Raw genomic sequence first — 15,851 nt, 5'->3', positions numbered from 1 at the left:
ACCCGGCCCCACCGGGTCAGGATCGGCCGGTCCGACTGCCCTCGGGCGCGGTCCTCCCGCTCAGCCTCATCGCCGCACTCGCCGCCGCCGTGGTCGCCGCCCGGCTCCTGCGCTCCCGCCGCCGCCGCGTTCCGACCCCACCCGGGCAGCCCGTCCCGACCGACCCGCCGCTACCTCTGGTCGTGCGCGAGATCCTGCGCGCCAGCCGCCCACCCACCGACGACACCGACAACCCCGACGACGGCGACGGAAACGACGACGGGCAGGGTCCGCAGGACCCCGAACCCGGCAGCGGCCCCGACCCCGTACCGGCATCCGATCGGCACGACCCGCCGCGACAGATGCCCGCCGGCCCGTCGCCGACGCCCCGCCCCGCCGACACGGTCCCCGGCCCCGCCGGGGCCGGGAACCTGGACGAGCCTCTCGCGGAGCTGCTGCGCACCGGACGGCTCGACCTGCACGGCCCCGGCGCACCCGCCGCGGCCCGCGCGCTGCTGGTGCACGTCCTCGCCGCCCACCACAGCGACCACACGGCCTGGCCCGCCCGGCTGATCATCCCGAGCGGGCTGGTCGACCGGCTCGACCTGCCGCACACCGTCCTCGACGTTCTCCCACAGGTCACCATCACCGCCACCACGCAGGACGCCCTCGACCTCGCCGACCGTGAAATGCTGCGCCGCGCCAGGCTCGCCGAGGACACCACCGCGGCGAGCCTGGAGGAGCTCCGCGCCGGCCTGCCCGACGAGATGATCCCCACCGTCCTGCTCGTGGCCACCGCGGCGAGCGCCGACGACGGGCGGCTCGGAGCCCTCGCCCACGCCGGGGCACGCATCGGCCTCTACCTGCTCACCCTCGACCCAACCGGCGGCCCGGCCGACGATGGTCAGCCGACGCTGCCCTGGCATCTCACCCCCGCCCAGACCCGTGACCTTCTGCACCTCCTCGCGGAAGCCGCCGACCAGCCCACCCCCACCACCGACTCCCCGCCCCCTGCCGAGACACCCGCCCCCAACCCGATGGTCGAGGCCCTCCCCGCGCCCCCGACGGGCACACCGCCGCACTCCGACCCAGGACCGCCACCCGTGGCCGCCGAACCGCCAGCCGGCGACCCGCCCACCACCAGCACCCTCGACCACCCCGCGGGCCAGCCCGGCCACCTGGACCGGCTGGGCCCGCGGGTGCGGCTGGTGCTCTTCGGCCGGCCCGCCGTCCACCTCGACGGCACACCGCTTGTCGGCGGGCTACGGACCCTCAGCCTGGAGATCGCCGCGCACCTCGCCGTCCACCCCGGCGGGGTCACCGGAGATCGGCTCGCCGCCGACCTCCTGCCCGATCAGGACCCGACCCGCGCCCGTAACCAGGCCTACCGCGCCGTCGCCGCGCTGCGCGACACCCTGCGCACCGCCACCGGCGACCCGGACCTCATGCCGATCCCCAGCAGCAAGGCGGGCTACCGCCTCGACCCGGCCGTGGTCGACGTCGACGTGTGGGAGTTCGACGCGGCGCTGCACGCCGCCGGACACGCCCCCGACGACCCCGCCCGTGTCCTCGCGCTCACCCGCGCCGTCGCCCTCGCCACCGCGACACCTCTCGGGGACACCGCCTACGACTGGTCCGCCCCGATCGTCGCGGACCTGGAACACCGCGCGGTCGACGCTCTCGCCGACCTCGCCGACCTGCTCGCCGACGACCACCCCGACCGGGCCCTGGCCTACCTCGAGCAGGCCCTCGCCCTCACCTCGACGGTCGAGGACCTCTACCGGCACGTGATGAGCCTGCACGCCGCCCGAGGACGCGTCGACGCGGTACGCCGCACCTACCAGCGTCTGCGCGACGCCCTGGACGCCCACGGCCTCGACGTCGACCCCACCGCCGAGACCCAGGCCCTGCTCGCCCACCTCACCCGCACCCCACGCCCCACCCCCGCTTCGACCGGGCCCCGGCGCATCGTCCGCCCCGCCATCCGCCACCCCGACCGCCCCAGCACCTGACAGGCGACCCCGCCAGATCATCGCCCGCGCCGCCCACACATCGAAAGGACCATCCACAATGGTTTCCCGCGAGGTTTCCGTACCTTTCCATGAAACGTTTTCCCTCGTCGCGCCAGTCATTTTTCGGACGTGACAGCGACTTCTTCACGTCTTCGTTCGCGCCTGTCTGCCGCACCGTTCAACAGTCGCCTTTCCTCGCTCGGAAACCCGCGTGAGGCCGGTTCGGGGCCGAGAACCCGCGGCCCACCGATGGAGGGTCACGGTGTCTGACACCCGATCTCCCAGACAGCCGGCCTCCCTGCCCGCGGACACAGCGAGTCCCGTCACCGCGCACGTCACAGGCCCGCCGCAGTCGCCCACCAGGAGCCCACGGAAGCGTCCGACCGGCCCGGTCCGCTCATACGGCGGGCGGTAGCCCGTCCCGTCCGTCAGCACTCAGGGCGTTGGACAGCAACGATTCCTCACCGTCTTCGGCGGTATCCGCCGGGCGTGGTGGTCACGATCGGACTCGGATCAGACACGTACCGGAAGGCCCCTGGTAACAACTACGGCGCCGACCGGGTCATACACGGAGCGCGAAACCGGTGGTATCGGTCTCAATGTCACGGATCGGCACCCCTCCGATGCGCTACGGTCGCCGTGCGCGTGCTCGCCGCACCCGCATGGTGACGGCCTGCCCCGCCCGTGACCCCCACGTTCGCCTCCAGGAGGTGCGTGAACCCGCCCCTGCATTTGCTTGAAAGCAAGAATAGAGGTCGTGTGAGAATCTCCGAGCTGGATTTCGGGATCAAGCTGGATGATTTCTCGGAAAAGGTCTGGCGTACCGTGGCACGCCATCCCTACTGCGACATCGATCTGCTCGCCGAATGGCTCCGGAAGCCCGAACCCGTCGTCGAGGCGGAAATCGGACGGCTCGTCGACGCCGGCCTGCTCCGCCAGGTCGGCCGCCAGTGGGAACCCCAGGACCCGATCAAGGTCCTGCAGGCCCGCCACGCCCAACGCGAGGCCGCCCTGAGCGCCGAACGCGCCCGCATGGACGACCAGAAAGCCCAGCTCTACCGGTCGGGGATGTTCGGGGACTACATCGCCGGGCGCCGGCGCACCGGCACCACCGCCGGAGTCCAGTTCCTCGCCCGCGACGAGATCTTCCACAAGATGGCCGAGCTCACCGCCCAGGCCAGCACCCGGATGCGGTTCCTCCAGACCGGCCCGCCACCCCCCGGCCTCGGCGGAAACGTGCCCGACCTGCTCGTGCCCGCCGCCGCCCGCGGAGTCCAGATCAGCAGCGTGTGGACCCCACCCGCACTCAGCGCCGCGCAACGGCGCACCCCCGGCCGGCGCCTACCCCCCATGGGAGTCCTGCGCGTCGCCCCGGCACTGCCGATGCGCACCATCGTCTGGGACACCACCGCAGCCCTCATCCCGGTCCGCGACGACGACCTCGACGAAGGCGGCCTCGTCGCCGTCGCACCCACCCTCGTGCGCGCCGTCACCGACATGGTCACCCGCATCGAGGCCGCGATCCCCGTCCAACGCCACCCCGCCGGGACGGCGGAACCCGCCGCGATGCGGCGGCAACGCGCCCTGCTCATCCTGCTCGGACGGGGCCTGGACGACGTCCGCGCCGCCCGGGAGCTCGGGGTGTCGGAACGGACGGTGAAACGCGACGTCGCGGAGCTGTGCCACCGCTTCGGGGTGAGCACCCGTTTCCAGCTCGGCGCCGCCGCCGCGACCGCCGGCTACCTGCCCCACACCCCCACACCCCCGCCACCCGCACAGCCCCCAGCGCAGGCACACCGACCCGACCCGCCCACCGGGCCGCCCGGCCGCATCGCGGTCCCACCGCGCACCGGGAACCAGCCGCTGCCAGCCCGCGCACCAGCCACATCGCACCGCCCCTGACCACCTCGGCAGCCCGCTGCTAGCCGGTCCTCTCCCACCGACGCACGAGCAGGCGCAGGGCGGCGCAGACTCCGGCGGCCAGCGCGAGAAGGCTCCCTGCGAGCAGCGCCTCCTGGCCCAGCCGGGTCCGCCAGGAGACATCCGCCGCCGTGGTGCCGGCCGCGACCAGCACCACGAGCCCTCCCACCAGGAACAGCGCCAGGAAAGCCAGGCGTGGCACCGCACCCGCCAGATCGGTGTCCACCGGCCGGGGCGCGGGAACGCCGACGTCCCCGGCGTCGGGGTGCGGCATGCTCCCGATCAGGTCTCGTTCCCGCAGGTACACCGTCCTGGCAGGGCTGTCCCACTTCCCGGCGTCCAGCAGCTGGCGCAGCGCCGTGTCGATACTCACCCGCGCCTCGGCCGCGCGGCCACACAGGCGCTGCCCGGCCGCGAGCCGCCCCCACAGCACATGATCGTCAGGCCAGGTGGTGACCGCTTCCCCCGCACGGGCGCACAGCCGCTCCCCGACGCCGTGCCCGGGGGCGGCGAGGGCCAGCGCGTGCAGGCACACCTCGACCACCTGCCGGGACCCGGGAGCGGCGGCCCACGCCCGGTCGAGCAGACCGTCGGCGTACGCGGCGGTGTGGCGGCGGTCGCCGCGGGCAGCGAAGCCCCGCAGAGCGGTGACCAGCGCACCGCCCTGGAACCCCTCACCGGCTCCCATGGCCAGCGCCGACCCCTCCAGGAAGCCGCCCAGGTCGTCGAAGCGCAGGTTCGCGTACAGCTTCGCGGCGTGAAAGACGGCGGCGAAGGCGTACACCTCGGAGGTGTCCCTACCGGTCAGGGCGCCAGCTGGCGCGGTGAGGTCGTGGTCGGACTCCACCGACGCGCGGGCCTCGACACCGAACCCGAAGGACCACTCCCACGCGACCACCGACCGCCGCTCGGCGGGGAGGCCGGAGTCATCGCGCAGCCAGCGGGCACACGCCACCGCCGTCGTCACCCCGGGCTCGGCCCTGATCCGCAACGCCCAGAAGACGCGGGCGCACGACAGCCACGGTTCCCCGGCGTCGACGGGGAACGGAGGCCGGTCCAGACCGGCGGCGAACAGCCCTGCGGCCACCGCCGCGCACACCGGCGTCCGCTCCGCTGGCGCGGTGCCCGCGCTGTTCTCGAGCCGAGCCCTCAGCGCGGCGACGTCCCCGCCCCACCCGTCCTTCACGCCGATGATCATAGGGTGGGCTGCGGTCGGCCGCCAGCCGTCCTGCGCGTCGTCCTCGACCGGTGCCGGCCCCCCGGAATCCGTGCAGACCGCCAGCGCGGTGCGCGCGCGGCCGGTCGCCGCCCGCCTAGCCGGATGCTGACGGACCAGCGCGATGGTCGGGACCAAGCACCACCACCAGCCCGGTGTCCGACGCCTCTGTCCGCAGTGCGGTCGGGATGGGGGCCGGCGGCCCTCGGGGAGAGCGGGCCGCCGGCCGGCCTGGATCTAGCGGGTGGGTGTGGGCTCGAGGGTGGAGCCGTCAGGGTGCTCGGCGTACGCCCCGGGATCGCCTTCGGCGGCTGCCTTGTCGACGGCGGCCTGTGCCTGCGCGCGGGTCTGGCGGACGGCGTAGGGGTCGACCCGGTCGCCCCAGACGGTCCACGCCGCCTCCCCGTCGGTGGCGGAACCGGCGGTGGGTTCCCCGGCGGCGGTGCCGAGGGGGAGCGCGCGGACCGCGAAGAAGCTTCCGGGCTTGACGTCGGCCAGGAGGCCGACCTTCTCCCAGACAGCGGCGTACGCGGCGAGCAGCCCGGGATGGACACCGTTGTCCGCCCACTCCCCGCCACTGCGCCGCACCTCGAGCCGGATCTGTTCGGCCGTGAGGAGGCCGACGAGAGTGTCCGGGACGTCGGTGTCCAGCCCGTCGGCGTCGACGGGGCCGGTGAGGTAGGTGTCACCGACGATCTGCGGGTCCCAGGTGAACCGGGGCGCGTGGAACGCGGCGAGCGCGGTGGCGCGCTCGTTCAGCGGCAGGCACAGCCTGGGGCCGTCCTCGTTGACCCACAGCGACCCGGCACCGGCGAGGTCGACGCGTTCGATCGAACCGCCGACGAGCCGCTGGAACCCGAGCAGGTCCGCCGGGTTCATCTCGGTGAGGGCGTGCGGGGCCTCAGGGTCGGCAGGCACCGTCAACACTCGAATCACGGCCGGTTTCCCTTTCTCGCTGACTTCGCGGGTGGGGCGGCGATGATGCGGACGAGGGGCATGTCCTCGTCCGGTATCCGCCGCATCCTGCTCCAGGAATGGGCGTAGGCATTCTCGAAACCGACGTAGCGACGCCCCCGAGACCATCCACGGGAGCCATGCCTTCTCGTCTGGACGAGGAACTCGCGGTGCTCGAGAAGGCGGATCAGATCTTCGGGGGCGTCGGTGTCCCGCCCCTCAGGAGTCGTGGGGCCGGCGAGGAACGCGTCGCCGCGCAGGAGGGGATATGGTATCCGGGACGGGCGGATGTGGAACGCGGCGAGCGCGGTGGCGCGCATGTTGCACGGCCCGGGGAAACGGGGATTTTCCGCGGGAAGGTACAGGCTGCTTTCCGGGTCGGTGACGCTCACCGGGCGCAGGGTCCCTCCGACGAGTTTTTCCATCGCGGGAATGTCGGTGGGGTCGAGTCGGTGCCGGCGTGTCGGGAGGGTCGAGTCCGCCGGGATCACCAGGGCGGTGATCATGGGATGTGGGGAGGGGCGGGGCGGGCCTCGCCGGTGGCGGGGGCGCCGGGGGCGTGGCGCGAACGTAGGGCCAGCCCTGGATCCGCAGCCAGCGGGGTGGCGGCGCGGGCGGTCCCGTACGACAGCTTCGACGCCGATACGGATCGGCGTGGCGGCCCAGACGGACCAGTCCCCGCCGTCGTCCGGCGCGACGGGGAGCGGTGCGAACGCGGCGAGGACCCCCGTGCGGATCAGCGCGGGGGGTGTGCCGGGGCCGAAGGTGCACGACCACTCGAGCTCACCTCCCGGTGCGGTGTGGCGGCGTACGTGCAGATGCCCGGCGTTGTCCTCGACCTCGACCCGGCCATGCCGGTACAGGTCAGGCCCGGTTCTGACCTGCCAGAATCCGTGGCCGACGAGGAAAGCGGCCAGGTCGAAAGGCGAATCCACCGGTGGATCCGTCCGGGTGTTCACACGCTGGTTCATGGGCTGCCGTTTCTGTGCGGGGCGTGAAGGGGAACGCGGGCGCCCACGTCACGCGGGGGGATGAGGGGAAACGCGCCCGGGTGGCCTACACGCCTGGTGTGGCGGAAATCCCGGAACGCCAGGAACCGTAACTTGATCAGATTTGGTTCAGCAACGGGTTCCGCATATTCCCCAGGCAGTGATCCATGTCACTGGCCAGGGCCGGCGGATATGGCTGGCTGAACGCGATCGAATCGAGATACAGCTGTTCACGCACCCACAAACCGCACCCACAAATGGGGGTTGTGAACAATGGTCGACGAGAACGAACCAGCCGACGCGGACATCGCGCGTGTCCTGGAAATCCTGCGGAATCACCCGGGGCCGGCGACCCTGGCGGAGATCCGGGTCGCGGCCGGCATGATGGTCGGCCAGTTGCGGCCGCTGCTGGACCGGATGGTGGACACCGGCCAGCTCATGACGTCGCGACGGTCCGGGGCCCGGGGGACGCCCACGCAGTGGGCCCTGATCCGCACCCCGGACGCCACGCCCGCACCCGACGTCGCCGAGCCCACCGTGCCACCGGCCGACACCGACACGCCCACCGACGGAGACACCCAGGACGACGGTGGCCGGCCGCTGATCACCGAGACCGGCGCCGCGCCGGACACCTCGCGGGAACCGGAGACCGCCCCCGGCCCGGAGACCGTCGCACCATCGGACGCCGTATCCGCGCCGTCCGCCGCTCCCACCGGCCATGCCCAGGCCGCCGACGCCGAGGTGACCGTGGAGCACCCGGCAGAAGCCGAGCAGGACACCGCCCCGGTTCAGGCCGGCGACAAGGCGGAGGACCCGGCCTCGCCACCGACCGCTTCGCCGACGCTGGAACCCCCGGAGAAAGAAGTGGACACCGGCCCGGCCACCTCGGCGGGCGCTGCGGACACCGCGACCGCGACGACGCAGGAGGGCCTCGCCGCCGAGGGCGAGGCCGACCCTCCCTCGCAGGAACCGCCCGCGACGCCCCCCACCGACATCCACGGGGTCATCAGCGCCGAGACGGACACCGAGACACCGCCCGACATCCCCCGCGTGCACCCGCCGGTTCAGAACCCCCCAACCGGCGCGGGTGAGGATCTCGCCGCCGTGACGCCGACGGAGGCCGCACGCGGATCAGAGACCGGCACGGATCCCACCACGCCACCCTCGCCGCTCGTCGAGGCGACATCCGGCGAGGGCACCGCAACCGCACCCGGGGACGGGCCGACCCCCAGCGCGCCCACCCCCGACCCCACCCCGGCTCCGGCTCCGGTTCCGGCGGGTCCGGGTGCCCAGGCGGGCGGGGCGGGGTGTGCGGCGTGGTCCTGCCCGGCGGCGCACTGCCCGGTACGGGCCGGTGTGGCACCCCCGCCCCGGCCGGCCCGTCGCCGCGCCCCGAAGCCCCCGGCCGCGGTCGCGGTCGCGAAGCGCACGACGAACGCCGACGGGCAGCCCCGGCTGCAGGCCGGGGCGCTCACCGCGATGGTCCGGGCGGTGCTGGCGACGAACTCCGACGTCGCGATGAGCGTGACCGAGCTCAGCCGGGAGATCCCGGACCGCTCGTCGGGGGCGATCAACGCCTCCTGCGAGTCGATGACGGGCCGCGGCGAGGTTCGCCTCGTCCCGGGCCGGCCGAAGCGGTTTCAGATCACCCCCGCCGGACTTGCCCTGTCCGCCGGTGCCGGTACCTGAGCCCCTGCCCGGCGGGCGGCGGGGACGCCGCCCGCCGCCCCGGGTCCTCCCGTTTCCCACCGCGAAGGGAAATCCCATGACCAGCCCCTCCGACGACCGGGTCAGCTCTCGGCTGAACCGGGACGGCACGTTCACCGTCACCGTGTGGCCGGGCGCGCCACGCGATGCGATCGTGCACGGCCTGCTCACCGTCCCGGCCGGCACCCGTTTCACCGGCACCCTCGCCCACCCTCACCGTCCGGCCGTCCTGCTCCTCACGCCCCCCGACGTGGACGGCATGCCCGCCGCCGGGGGGTGGGTGCCCCGGATTCCGCCCGCCGACGCGGTGGTTGAGGTCGACGCGGTCCAGGGCGCGCTCACGACGTTGCTCGCCGCCGCCGCTCTCGAGCTCCCGGACCTCGCCCGACGTCCCGAGACCCGGGCGTTGCACGACGCGCTCGGCCGGCTCCTGCGCCCCGGCCCGGACGGCCCGCCGCCGTGGCGGGTCCCCGGCCCCCGATGACCCGCCACCGGGGCTCTCCCCACCGGCCCTCGTCGAAAGGCCTTGGCCGTGCCCGATGAGAATCAGCGGCTCGCGCGCGCCGCCCTGACCGCCTTGTCCTCGGCTATCCCCCTGGCCGACAGCCCGACCCGGACCGATCTCGCCGGGGTCTGGGCGTGCCTCGCCCCGCACCACCCGGCCGTCGACCCGGCGCGTCTGCTCGACGAGGCCGCCGCGCAGGGCTGGCGGCTGCTGATCCCCGGGGATCCCGGATGGCCGTCCGCCCTCGACGACGCGCTGGTCGGGCCGGTGGGGCTGTGGGCGCGGGGCGGCACCGGCCCGCCGGTGGCGGCCCGCCGCTGCGTGACCGTGGTCGGGGGGCTCGTCGCTTCCGCCCACGCCGAGCGTGTCACCGGTGACCTGGTCGGGGACCTGACCAGCCCGACCGTCGACCCGGTCACCGTGGCCAGCACCGGGCTTGGGAGCGGTGTCGACGTCACCGCGCTGCGGGTCGCCGCCGCGCACCGCCGCGCCGTCGCGGTCCTGTCCTCCACCCGAGGGCTCACCCGCCTCCATCAGGCTCACCTCGACCGTGTCGCCGACGGCGGGATGGTCCTGTGCCTGGCCCCGCCCGGTGTGCTGCCGACTGTCGGTCACGCGCACGCCCGGGTCCGGCTTCTCGCGGCCCTGTCCGCTGCGACGGTCCTCGTCGAGTCCGAGGCGCGCGGTGCCGCGTTCGACACCGCGCGGGCCGCCCAGACGCTCGGCCGCCCCGTCCTGGTCATCGCCGGCCCGGCCACCCCGGCGCTCGGCGCCGGACCCCGCGCCCTGCTCGCCGAGTACGCCGCGTGGCCGGTCACCGGCGCGGACGACGTCCGCGCCGTCCTCGACCAGACCTGACTTCCCACCGCAGGCCGGGGATGTGTGCCGTCCCGCCCCCGGCCGAAGCCACCAGACCTTTCACCGATCCGACCTGTCCTCACCGGAGGGAGCTTCGTCATGGCTGACTCTGCGCTCGACGCGGAGCGTCGTGCCCGCGCCGCGTTGACCTACCTGCCACCCGACCGTGCCCGTACCCGGCGGATCCACCGCCACGGACCGGTCGCGGTCTGGGAGATGATCGCCGGTCGGTATCCCGGCGTCGACCCCGGACGGCTGCTGGAACCCGACACCGCCGACGGCTGGCGGCTGATCATCCCCGGTGACCCCGGCTGGCCCGCGACCCTCGAGGTGACCGGCAGGCCGCTGGGTCTGTGGGCCCTGGGCGGCGGGAACCTCGCGGCGCTGCTGGCGCGGGCGGTGACCCTGACCGGCGCCCGTGCGGGCAGCGCCTACGGACGGGCCGTCGCCGCCGCGTTGGCCACCGACCTGACCGCCCCGCTCAACACCGGTACCCCGGTCACGGTCGTCGCCCACGGCGGTGGTGACGGCGCCGACGTCGCGGCCCTCACCGCCGCCACCCACCAGCCTGGGGTGGGTGTGGTCGCGGTCCTCGACACCAACACCGACCTTTTCCACCGGTACGACCTGCTCACCGCGGTCGCCTCCGCCGGTGCGGTCGTCAGCGCCGCCGCACCCGGCGCGTACCCCATGCCCGGCCATGTCGCGGCTCGGATCGATCTGCTCGCGACCCTCGCCCACGCCGTTGTCCTCGTCGAGGCCGGCCCCGGCGACGACGACGCGCTGTCCGTCACCTACACCGCCCGCTACCGGCGCCGACGGCCGGTACTCGCCGTCCCCGGGCCGATCACCGCACCGGCGAGCGCCGGCCCGCACGTCCTCCTGCGCGACGGCACCGCCCGCTGCGTCACCACGGCCGCCGACATCACCGCCCACCTGCCCCAGTCCTGACCTCGCACGGTGTACGCGCCCGGCCACCGTGCCGGCTCACCCCGCCTCGGCGGGCCAGACCGCGCAGCGCACGGGAGATCCCGGCCCGCGGGCCCCACGTCGCACCAGCGCTGGCCGCCCTCGCGGGGCAGCCCGGCCAGCCCGGATGTCGTGGGGGCGCTCGCCCGGAGGCCACGCCCCCTCGCCGGCCCGCCTGCCTGCCGACCCCACCCCCCTTCCCGACCGCGAAGGAGCTCGCCGTGACGATCGAGACCCCACCGTCCGCAGACGCACGCCGGGACGCCGCCGCCGCGCTCACCGCTGTACCCGTCGACCTGTGGGCCGAGGACCTGCGCTGGAGACATCCCGTCGATCTGTGGGCGGATCTCGCGCCCATCTATCCGCAGGTCGACTCTCGGCGGTTGCTCGAGGACGGCGCCGACGACGGCTGGCGGTTTCTCCTTCCCGGTGATCCGCAGTGGCCCGCTGTCCTGACCTGCGATCTGCGGCCGGGACCAGTCGGGCTGTGGGTCCACGGCTTCGGGGACCTCGCCGTCCTCGCGGACCGATCCGTCACGATCACCGGCAGCCGGACGAGCACCGGCTACGGGACCCAGGTCGCCGCCGACCTCGCCGCCGCACTGGCCCCCCGCTGGGTGGACCGGCCGGTTACCGTCGCCGCCGCCGGGACGGGCGACGGGGTCGATGCCGCCGCGTTGCGCGCCGCCGCCGCGACCGGTACCGCGATCGCCGTTCTCGCCACCACCAGCGAACTCACCGGGGAGAACGAGGACCTGTTCGAGGAGATCACCACCCGGGGTGGGCTGGTGGTCTGCGTGACCGCGCCGGGCACCGCACGGCACGGCGTGCACGCCCTCGCCCGCGCGCGGACTCTCGCGGTCCTGACCCGAGGCACGGTCCTGGTCGAGTCCCCTCCGCACGGAGGGGCGTGGGAGACCGCCTGTACCGCGTGGCGGTACCGCCGCCGGGTGATGGCGGTACCCGGCCCGATCACCGCCGCGCTCTCCGAAGGCCCGCACCGCCTCCTGGCCGAAGGCACCGCGCGGATGGTGACCGGCCCCGACGACATCCGCACCCACCTCGACCGCACCTGACCACAGGGCCGGCCTTCCGCCGGCCCCGCTGTCAGCGCGCATCCGCCCCCGGCGCAGCCGGCGGCGCTGTCGCGCGGGCCGCCGACACTCTCGGCCGCCCCGTCGTCGCCCTCCCCGGGAACGTCACCAGTGCCCAGGACCTGCGCCGCGACGGCCTCGCCCACCCCGCCTCGACCCTCACCGACATGCCCCACCCGCAAGTCCCATCCGCGTGGGGGCCACCGCGTTCCCGGCGGCCCCCAACGTGCGGCGCGCACGGGCCCTGCGCGCGGACCGTCCGCGCGCGTGCGCGTCCCTGGCACACGCCAGGCAACGATCCGGAGGCCGAACATGGAAACGACACCGCCTTCCGCGGAGAGCGCCCGCCGTGTGGCGCTCACGATCCGCCACAGCCGCGACACCGGCACTCTGATCGAGGGCACCTCACGGGCCGACCGCCAGATCCTCGCGCCGATCTTCACCCGGCATCGGGTCCGCTGGTCCCACCACATCGGGGAGGACGGCTCCTGGTACCGGCGTCACAGCCGGGGCCGGGCCGCGGACACCTTCCGCATCGACGAACTCGCCGACGCGCTACGTACCGCCGGCTACCCGGTCACGATCAGCATCGACGACAGCCCGCTCACCGACATCGCCGCGCTCGAGACGGCCCTGATCGAGCGGGCGCAGGACCGCGCCGCCCACCACAGCGACGCCGCCGCCCGTGCGACGGGCCGCGCGGACGCCCGCCGGGACGCCGCCGACGCCCTGCGCGGTGCGATCCCACTGGGCCAGCGTGTTCTCTCCGGTCACTACTCCGAGCCGGGCCACCGCCGTGATCTGGCCCGCGCCGACCGGCACGACGACGCCGCCGCGCAGGCCACCGCGACCGCCGGCTACCACGCCGACAAGGCCGCCGCCGCGACCCGCCACGCGCACAGCCGCCTCGACGTCCCCGCCGCGCTGCGCCGCCTGCGCACCCTGGAAGCCGAACAGCGCGCGGACACCCGCGCCCTGCGGGCCGCCGAGGGCCGGGCCACCGACGGCGGGCCGGCACCGCACCCCGTCTGGAAGGCGCGGGTTGAGGCGGACCTGACCCAGCGGGCCGCGCGGATCGACTACTGGACCCGGTATGTCGCCGAGCAGGAGGCGGCCGGGGTGAAGGTGTGGCGGCCGGAGGACTTCCACCGCGGGGATGAGGTGAAGGCGGTGTTCGGCGGCTGGCACCGGGTCCTACGCGTCAACACCCGCTCCCTGACCATCCCCCACTGGGACCTGGAAAGGGAGACCTGGCGGCTGACCTATGACAAGGTCCTCGAGCACCGGCCCCGGCGCTGACACCGTGACGCGCGATGGCCCGCCACCCCCCGCGTTCGGGGGTGGCGGGCCATCAGCGTCTGGTGCGGGGGTCGGGCAGGGCCCCGGGGCTATCCGGTGGGGAGCCGGGCGGTGATGTCGTCCACGGTGACGGCGGGAACGGCGAGGCCGCCGTGCAGGAGTTGGCGGCATCCCCCGTGGCCGTGGACGGTCAGCCGTCGGGCGGGCGGGAGGGCCATGACGAGCCGGCCGCGGTCGTGGGCGGTCCGGGCCAGCGTCATCGCCTGCCCGGCCGTCTCGGACTCGATGACGAACAACGCCGGGGTCAATGTCGCCAGCAGGGCCGTCCGGGCCTCGCATCGGCGGTAGTAGCCCCCGGCGTCGGGGTCCGCCTCGGCGAGTGGCGGGGCGGTGGCGAGGACGACACCTCGGGTGGCGACCGTGGTGAACAGGCCGCGGTAGCGGGTGAGGGCCGCCGGTGTCGGCGAGGCGAGCAGGGCGATGGTGGGGCCGTGGGGCGCGGCGCTGGTCAACGCGCGCAGCCCGATCCCCATCGACACGACACCGGTCACGGTGACCGGCGGTGCGGCGGTGACGAGTCCTTCGGCGAGACGCTCGGCGTGGTCCACGCCGTGGGGGCTGGGGCTCCGGGTGCCGGTGACCATGACCGACCGGGCTGTCAGGTCGCCGAGGTGGCCGTCACCGTGCGCCCACAGGCCGATGGGTGTCCGGTCCGTCGGGGTCAGGGTGGTCGGCCATTCGTCGTCCCCGGGGCAGATCAGCCGCCATCCCTGGGCGGTGTGGGTGGCGAGCAGCCCGTCGGGGTCGAGGTCCACGTCGGCGTGCAGGGACGCCCATACGGCCTCGGCGCCGCCGGTGTGGACGGCGGAGGTGCGGTCGGGGTCGGGGGGAAGCAGGGTCAGCGCGGCGCGGGCGCGGCGCTCCCCGGGCGGGACAGGCATGCAGGGACCTTTCGCGAGGATGCGGAACCGGCGGGCCGGGTCCACGGGGTGGGGCACGGTCAGGCGGACGCGGCCGCGTCAGACCGCGGGCAGATGACCGGTGATATCGGCGACCGTCATGACCGGGACCGCGACGGCGCCGCGGAGGAGCTGGTGACAGCCGCCGTGGCGGCTGGGCTCGGCGTGGGCCTCGGGGGGCACCGCCAGCACCGTGCGGCCCCGACGGCGGGCAGCCCGCGCGGTTTCCATCAGCGGGCCTGACGTTTCCGTCTCGACGACCAGCAACGCCGACGACAGCGCCGCGAGGAGCGCCATGCGCAGAGCAGTGCGACGGCTCGGTGCGTCGCGCACGGAGGGCCCCAACGGCGGGGCGTCGCTCAGCTGGACGCCGTGGACCGTGACCATCTCCAACAGCTCGGGATGGCGGGAAAGCGACGTCGCCGTCAGGACGGCCACGGTCGGCCCGTGGGTCACGGCGGCGGTCAGGGCCTGCACCCCGACACCCACCCCCACGGTCGCGATCACGGTGACCGTGGGGGTGGCCGTGACGAGCCCCTGCGCGAGCTGGCCGGTGAGGTGGGCTCGGTGCGGGCTCGGCCTGCGGGTGCCGGCGACCGCGACGGAACGGGCCATGAGGTCGGCGAGGTGGCCGTCACCGCGCGCCCACAGGCCGATCGGCATACCCTGCGCCGGGGTGAGGGTCGGCGGCCATTCGTCGTCCCCAGGGCACAGCAGCCGCCATCCCCGGGCGGTGTGGGTGGCGATCAGCCCGTCGGGGTCGAGGTCCGACCCGGCGGACAGGGACGCCCATACGGCCTCGGCGCCGCCGGTGTGCACAGCGGCGTCACGGGCCTTGTCGAGGGGGAACAGGGTCAGCGCGGCGCGGGCGCGGCGCTCCCCGGGCGGGACAGGCATTCCAGCGCCTTTCATGACGATGCGGATCGGGCAGGGCGGGTGCCCGGGGCGCGCGGTGTGCCACCGGACGCCCCGGGCGGAGTAGGGGCGGTCAGGCGGACGTGCCGGCCGGCACCGGGTCGGTGTCGGCGGGGGATCCGTCATCGGGTGTGGTGGGTGCCGGCTGGGCCGCGACCCACGGGAAATGCAGGGTCAGCGGCGTGCCGGGCGGCACGGCGACCGGTGCGGACACGAGGTGATCGTCACGCCACGACTCGAGGCAGTCGGGGCAGATCGTGGTCGCGTGGGGGGTGTCGAAGTCGACCTCGTCCGGCCAGCCCTCGGGGGCAGTGTCCGGGCATCCGCCCGGGAAGAACACAACGACGGACGCCGCGTTCAGGTTCGGATTGGTCGGATAGTCACCGGCGTCGCGGAGCTGGGTCAGGACACGGTCGGTGACCTCGGAAATATGCACGGGGAACTCCGTTCCACGGTGGGGTTTTCCGGCCCGGCG

Annotated in this window: 14 protein-coding genes; 8 read left to right on the top strand and 6 right to left on the bottom strand. The window is 74.6% G+C overall.

Annotated features, from left to right (window positions below):
- Positions 1–1,991: bacterial transcriptional activator domain-containing protein (locus ACG83_RS41015; RefSeq protein ID WP_054571638.1), on the top strand; the 1,991-nt coding region annotated here is incomplete at its 5' end.
- Between the two features lie 759 nt (positions 1,992–2,750).
- A complete protein-coding gene (locus tag ACG83_RS41010; protein WP_235498525.1) occupies positions 2,751–3,893 on the top strand; it encodes a hypothetical protein in 1,143 nt (380 codons plus the stop codon).
- Positions 3,894–3,912: 19 nt separating this feature from the next.
- On the opposite strand, the gene ACG83_RS41005 is transcribed toward ACG83_RS41010, so the two are convergent.
- From ACG83_RS41005 to ACG83_RS47505, 3 genes are all read right to left on the bottom strand, one after another.
- Positions 3,913–5,265 carry a hypothetical protein gene (locus ACG83_RS41005; RefSeq protein ID WP_054571637.1) on the bottom strand — a complete coding sequence of 451 codons (1,353 nt, stop codon included), beginning with the start codon at positions 5,263–5,265 and terminating at the stop codon, positions 3,913–3,915.
- A gap of 99 nt (positions 5,266–5,364) precedes the next feature.
- On the bottom strand, positions 5,365–6,063 hold the full coding sequence (locus ACG83_RS41000; protein WP_235498524.1) for a DUF3846 domain-containing protein: 699 nt from the start codon (positions 6,061–6,063) through the stop codon (positions 5,365–5,367).
- Positions 6,060–7,016: a hypothetical protein gene (locus tag ACG83_RS47505; RefSeq protein WP_235498523.1), complete on the bottom strand. Its 957-nt coding sequence runs from the start codon at positions 7,014–7,016 to the stop codon at positions 6,060–6,062. The genes ACG83_RS41000 and ACG83_RS47505 overlap by 4 nt, the downstream gene beginning before the upstream one ends.
- 327 nt (positions 7,017–7,343) lie before the next feature.
- Between ACG83_RS47505 and ACG83_RS40990 the strand changes: the two genes are divergently transcribed.
- The 6 genes from ACG83_RS40990 (at position 7,344) to ACG83_RS40965 (ending at position 13,502) form a co-directional block, all read left to right on the top strand.
- Entirely contained in the window at positions 7,344–8,759 is a 1,416-nt protein-coding gene (locus ACG83_RS40990) for a hypothetical protein (RefSeq protein ID WP_054571635.1), read from the top strand.
- Between the two features lie 76 nt (positions 8,760–8,835).
- Positions 8,836–9,261, top strand: coding sequence for a hypothetical protein (locus tag ACG83_RS40985; protein WP_054571634.1), 426 nt, complete (start codon positions 8,836–8,838; stop codon positions 9,259–9,261).
- A 48-nt stretch (positions 9,262–9,309) separates the two neighbouring features.
- Complete coding sequence (locus ACG83_RS40980; protein WP_054571639.1) at positions 9,310–10,140, top strand: DNA-processing protein DprA; 831 nt, start codon at positions 9,310–9,312, stop codon at positions 10,138–10,140.
- Positions 10,141–10,239: 99 nt separating this feature from the next.
- A complete protein-coding gene (locus ACG83_RS40975; protein ID WP_054571633.1) occupies positions 10,240–11,091 on the top strand; it encodes a DNA-processing protein DprA in 852 nt (283 codons plus the stop codon).
- A gap of 239 nt (positions 11,092–11,330) precedes the next feature.
- Positions 11,331–12,185: a DNA-processing protein DprA gene (locus tag ACG83_RS40970; RefSeq protein ID WP_054571632.1), complete on the top strand. Its 855-nt coding sequence runs from the start codon at positions 11,331–11,333 to the stop codon at positions 12,183–12,185.
- A gap of 330 nt (positions 12,186–12,515) precedes the next feature.
- Positions 12,516–13,502, top strand: a complete 987-nt coding sequence (locus ACG83_RS40965; RefSeq protein ID WP_054571631.1) for a DUF3560 domain-containing protein — start codon at positions 12,516–12,518, stop codon at positions 13,500–13,502.
- Between the two features lie 89 nt (positions 13,503–13,591).
- Here ACG83_RS40965 and ACG83_RS40960 read toward each other — a convergent pair whose 3' ends face one another.
- The 3 genes from ACG83_RS40960 to ACG83_RS40950 form a co-directional block, all read right to left on the bottom strand.
- The gene (locus tag ACG83_RS40960; protein ID WP_054571630.1) at positions 13,592–14,443 is read right to left on the bottom strand and encodes a DNA-processing protein DprA; all 852 of its coding nucleotides are present in this window, start codon (positions 14,441–14,443) and stop codon (positions 13,592–13,594) included.
- 78 nt (positions 14,444–14,521) lie between these two features.
- Entirely contained in the window at positions 14,522–15,358 is an 837-nt protein-coding gene (locus tag ACG83_RS40955; RefSeq protein WP_054571629.1) for a DNA-processing protein DprA, read from the bottom strand.
- Positions 15,359–15,449: 91 nt separating this feature from the next.
- Positions 15,450–15,812, bottom strand: coding sequence for a hypothetical protein (locus tag ACG83_RS40950; protein ID WP_054571628.1), 363 nt, complete (start codon positions 15,810–15,812; stop codon positions 15,450–15,452).
- Between the last annotated feature and the right edge of the window lie 39 nt (positions 15,813–15,851).

The organism is Frankia sp. R43, assembly GCF_001306465.1.
Lineage (GTDB): Bacteria > Actinomycetota > Actinomycetes > Frankiales > Frankiaceae > Parafrankia > Parafrankia irregularis.
This window is presented reverse-complemented; position numbering and strand designations above follow the sequence as displayed.

Bases quoted from the DNA above. Each gene is read 5' to 3' on its own strand.
- ACG83_RS40975 (WP_054571633.1), top strand. From the start codon at position 10,240: ATGGCTGACTCTGCGCTCGACGCGGAGCGTCGTGCCCGCGCCGCGTTG.
- ACG83_RS40965 (WP_054571631.1), top strand. From the start codon at position 12,516: ATGGAAACGACACCGCCTTCCGCGGAGAGCGCCCGCCGTGTGGCGCTC.
- ACG83_RS40955 (WP_054571629.1), bottom strand. From the start codon at position 15,358: ATGCCTGTCCCGCCCGGGGAGCGCCGCGCCCGCGCCGCGCTGACCCTG.
- ACG83_RS40990 (WP_054571635.1), top strand. From the start codon at position 7,344: ATGGTCGACGAGAACGAACCAGCCGACGCGGACATCGCGCGTGTCCTG.
- ACG83_RS40960 (WP_054571630.1), bottom strand. From the start codon at position 14,443: ATGCCTGTCCCGCCCGGGGAGCGCCGCGCCCGCGCCGCGCTGACCCTG.
- ACG83_RS40985 (WP_054571634.1), top strand. From the start codon at position 8,836: ATGACCAGCCCCTCCGACGACCGGGTCAGCTCTCGGCTGAACCGGGAC.